This is a genomic window from Anaeroplasma sp. (genome assembly GCF_034179385.1).
In the GTDB taxonomy this organism is placed as follows: domain Bacteria; phylum Bacillota_I; class Bacilli_A; order Acholeplasmatales; family Anaeroplasmataceae; genus Anaeroplasma.
Genome location: NZ_JAXFPY010000103.1, coordinates 1 through 4,260, shown reverse-complemented (window position 1 = coordinate 4,260; position 4,260 = coordinate 1). Strand labels below are relative to the sequence as shown.

At 26.5% G+C, this 4,260-nt stretch carries 6 protein-coding genes; all 6 read right to left on the bottom strand.

Annotated elements, in window-relative coordinates; all coding sequences use genetic code 11:
• Positions 1 to 339: hypothetical protein (locus tag SPJ17_RS06920; RefSeq protein WP_321094023.1), on the bottom strand; the 339-nt coding region annotated here is incomplete at its 3' end.
• 86 nt (positions 340 to 425) lie between these two features.
• On the bottom strand, positions 426 to 689 hold the full coding sequence (locus tag SPJ17_RS06915; RefSeq protein WP_321094021.1) for a hypothetical protein: 264 nt from the start codon (positions 687 to 689) through the stop codon (positions 426 to 428).
• Position 690: 1 nt separating this feature from the next.
• Positions 691 to 825: a hypothetical protein gene (locus SPJ17_RS06910; RefSeq protein WP_321094020.1), complete on the bottom strand. Its 135-nt coding sequence runs from the start codon at positions 823 to 825 to the stop codon at positions 691 to 693.
• Positions 826 to 876: 51 nt separating this feature from the next.
• Positions 877 to 1,047 carry a DpnD/PcfM family protein gene (locus SPJ17_RS06905; RefSeq protein WP_321094018.1) on the bottom strand — a complete coding sequence of 57 codons (171 nt, stop codon included), beginning with the start codon at positions 1,045 to 1,047 and terminating at the stop codon, positions 877 to 879.
• Positions 1,048 to 1,086: 39 nt separating this feature from the next.
• Positions 1,087 to 2,595: an NYN domain-containing protein gene (locus tag SPJ17_RS06900; RefSeq protein ID WP_321094017.1), complete on the bottom strand. Its 1,509-nt coding sequence runs from the start codon at positions 2,593 to 2,595 to the stop codon at positions 1,087 to 1,089.
• Positions 2,596 to 3,266: 671 nt separating this feature from the next.
• Positions 3,267 to 4,235, bottom strand: a complete 969-nt coding sequence (locus SPJ17_RS06895) for an Abi family protein (protein WP_321094015.1) — start codon at positions 4,233 to 4,235, stop codon at positions 3,267 to 3,269.
• Positions 4,236 to 4,260 lie beyond the last annotated feature (25 nt).

Below are 4,260 nucleotides of genomic sequence, written 5' to 3'. Positions count from 1 at the left end.
GGGATTTTTAACCATACGATATTCAATACCATCTACAGTAAAAGAACTCTCATTCTTTTCTACCTTATGTACTTCCTGTGGAGAAGATAAAGCATTTGGTTTCTTTCCAACCTTAACAAATTTAACAGTAAGAGCACTTAAGTCAGGATACATTCTATATCCTTTTTCTAATACAGCTACAGCCATTGTATGTGTTTCAGATGGAAACCAATATGCAGTATATTTATATGCTGAATTTGATAAATCGAATCCTAATATGTTTTCTAATTCTTTAAAGGTTAAAAGAAAATCATCATTTTTCCCAACTAAGTATCTTTCTAATCTGTAAAACTTATCCATTCGTATACCTCACATTTTACCAATCTTCTTCATCATAATCAGCAACTAAAAACTTCTTGCATAAGTAATTATTTCTTTATTATCTCTTAAAGTTTTTCTATATCTATATAGGTTTGAGATTTTGTCTCTTCCTCTTCCCTTGTTAGAAGTTCTTCTAAGTTTGGAGTTATACCCATTCTTGGTATCGCTAATTCTATCCCACTCTCTGGATCCTCGATATAATCTATCACTTGTTCCTGGTTCAATCCCCACTTCTTGTCCAACTTGTTCATTTTGAATATTAGTTCTCTCGGTATCGGTGCTTCTAGATTGAGATTCGGAAATTGATTGACTATCTCCAGAAACTCCATGTTATACTGTTCCTGTTCCTGTTTCGTTAGGTCCTTGTAAGTTTTGTTCGTTTGCTTTCTCCTTTTGCTCTTGTTTCATCTTTTCTACTTCATCATTAAGTTTTTTCAATTCATCAAGAGAAGTAGTTTCATTCATTTGCTTAATTATCTCAAAGTTAAAATATGCTTTATTTAAAACTTTTTTGTTTTACTTATCACATATTTCAATATCTTTCCCAGTAAAATCAGAATAATCAAGAACAATATGAGCTAAGTCATATTCACTTTCTACTATTGCAATTGCATCTTCTTCTGATTCTGCTTCTACAGTAACAATTCTTTGCAAATACTCTGTTATTTGAACGTTATATTTCTTCATAAAAATCCTCTATTGGTTTTATTTTCTCTTCTTGAATCACTATTTTCCAATTAATTCCATTTTAAATCTTTTCATTTCATCTTCTTCAACAATAGATATTTTTAAACCCTTTTTTATATATTTATTATAAAAGGATTTCTTTTCTGCATCTATTTGATTTATAGATCCTGAAATGAAAGCTTCATTAAACACTGTATCTACTAATTCCATAGGATCCATTATTTCAAATACTCCAGAATCATTAAATTCATCAATTCTTTTTTTAAGATTCTTTAACAATACTTCATTTTTAAAATTTTGAACCTCAGATTGTGCAAATGAATCCATAAAACAGAAATGTATATTGTTTTTTTGTAATTCTAATAAAATCTTATCTGATGTTTTATCAGATTCATTTAAAACAAAATATCTAGCTGTAGGTAGATTTTCAATTAATCCCCAGAAGTCGGAATCCGAGGATGCTAAAATCAAGGATTCTGTATTTTCTTGATAATATTCCTTACAAGCTCCAGCTGTCATAGCAATATCTACTAAGGATTTATTTTCTAGAACTCTTTCAATAATCTTATGCTCTATAGGTAGCTTAACAATTTCATTTATATAATCCCATGCATTGGATGTATGTATATCATCATATAAAATAACTTTCTTTATTTTAGATATACTTTCTTCATCTAATCCCTTAAATACAGATACAAATCTATATGGATCTACATTTTCACAATCTACCAATATAGCAATATTTATGGATTTATCTATAAATTTATATATATTATCTTTATCTTCATTTGTTGCATCGATTACATAATCATTTGCTTTAAATGTATCTCCAAAGGATGCATATAATAATTTTAAAAATTTTGAATCATTAAATAATACATTACCATAATAGTCCATCATCTTCTTTGGATTCCAATGAAGATATGTAGCCCATGGATAAAAGGATTTATTATCAAATATTATTTTTCTTTCTTTATTGATTTGTAAAAGTGTTTTCTTTTGTTGTTCTCTACTAGAAAACATAGAGCCATTAATTCCAGCATAACAGCCTGGCATTGTAAAAATAGTTTTAATATATTCCCATTTAACCCAAAGGGGAATCAAGTTTTTAACATTATCAATATTTTCTATTATAAATTGATTTACATATGCTATATGCCCATTGGCATCTAGTGTAGTATGAACAATTTCAATTCCATTTTTTCTTAAAAACTTAATTGCATCTGCTGAAACTAAATCCGGCATTTGTTCCATAGATATTAGATTTAATCTTCTATTCTTTATTTCTTTTGCATTTCTTAAAAATTCATTTCTTAATATGGATAGATATCTAATTACATTCGCATTATCATTGCTTTTTAATTTTTCTAATACTTCTTTATTAAATTTAGAATCCTCTCCATATAAAATATAATCTTTAATTCCAAGTAGGTAAGCTATTGTAGTAACGATATCTGTTTTATAATTATCAAAGTTATCGTATTCTTTTATTTCTTCTTCTGTTATTTCATTATCTACATATTCATCATTATTTGTTTTATATTCCATTCTTTATTCCTCCACCATTTATTTATATCCTTTCAATCCATTATATCATTTTCTAATCTATTTCTATTAAGAAATGTATAAAAAAAGTCTATCCAATAATCCACAAGGAAGAAAGAGGAATTACTAACAATTTATACGTAATAAGGAAAGGAACAAATATGACAACAATTAAGCCTTGTGGATTATATTCAGATAGACATAGAGTTAATCTCTATACATTTATAATTATACATTAAAATGTATATTATATAAATAATTTATGATGTCACTTATGAAATATTATATGGTTACATATAATTAAGATATATAATAATAATTTGTATATTATTTATTAGATTTAGTTGCAATAACTGCAACAAAAAAGAGATGTCCTAGGCTTAAGGATTAAGTTGCATCTCCTTTTCATTGATAATTCATAGTTCAGAATCATTCTAATTTTTTCCCGATCAGTTGAATCAGTCAAATTCAAATGAACTAATGGTTCTTCGTAAACAAAGATAGTGATACTTAGGACTACTTCCTTTATTCCAGTAACACAATAAGGATTAAAGCTAGTCTCAATGTTATCTTCTTTTTTGGTAAGAAAAATTATACTTACAACCTCCTTCTTTTGAATTAGGATTCCTCCTAAATCAAATTTAAGGTAGATAATAAATAGAAAAATATAAATCTTACCACTTTGAAGTTGTTTTTATTGATTTCCAATCTAATTGTCCAGTAGCAGGGTCAGATAATGGCAATCCATATTGCATATAAACATCATTAATAGAAATAGTGGTCAATTTAGAATTAAGTATTTTTAAATGTTTAATTAGTTCATCAAAAAAATCATTAAATAATTTATCAGATAATAAATATTTAAAACATATAAATACTGAAAATAAATCCTTTTTACCAAATAAATAATTTCCAACAGTATCCTTTTTTAACTTTAAATTAGTGTGTATTGGCATATTTGAAATATTCATATTCTTCTTATAAATTATGTATTTCATTACTCGATTATCATGTGCACAAACGTTTCTAAACATGTTTATACAAGACAGCATAGTATCCAAATTATTTTGGGATATCGAATAATAATTAGCAATATTAAATCTAACAGTATCATCTAAAAAAGAATATAATTCGCGTATGTCACCAAAATCAAAAAAATTAACTGCTGCCCATAAAGGAATAGTTTTTGGAGGATTAGCATTGATAAAATGTACATATATTCCGTTAGTTTTTCCTCGATCAAGTTTTTTACCCAATTCACCTAAAAATCTAGATATCCTAATTTTTTCTTCCGGCGTAGCAATACTATTATAATTATCAATATTCAAATAGTCATTTTCATTATAACGACTTGAAAAATCATAAGCAATTTTTGTTTTACAATCATTTTCGATTATCAAAAAATATTCAAGTAATAAAGAACGTAGTTTTCTATCAAAGTCATATAGAGCAAAAATCTCTTCAAATTTAGTTCCTGATTTATATAAATCGGGAGATGCTGAAATAAGAAACGGATCTTTAAAGCCATTAATTACATTATAATAATTATTATCTAATAATAATCTTTGATTACTTGAGTTATCATCCACTATTACACCTCTTGATTGTAGAATAGCAATTTGCTCTGATAAAGTTTTGAACATTGATGAACCTCCTTATATTATAAAA

Coding starts and splice junctions, on each gene's coding strand:
- SPJ17_RS06915 (WP_321094021.1), bottom strand. CDS start 689: ATGGAGTTTCTGGAGATAGTCAATCAATTTCCGAATCTCAATCTAGAA.
- SPJ17_RS06910 (WP_321094020.1), bottom strand. CDS start 825: ATGAATGAAACTACTTCTCTTGATGAATTGAAAAAACTTAATGATGAA.
- SPJ17_RS06905 (WP_321094018.1), bottom strand. CDS start 1,047: ATGAAGAAATATAACGTTCAAATAACAGAGTATTTGCAAAGAATTGTT.
- SPJ17_RS06900 (WP_321094017.1), bottom strand. CDS start 2,595: ATGGAATATAAAACAAATAATGATGAATATGTAGATAATGAAATAACA.
- SPJ17_RS06895 (WP_321094015.1), bottom strand. CDS start 4,235: ATGTTCAAAACTTTATCAGAGCAAATTGCTATTCTACAATCAAGAGGT.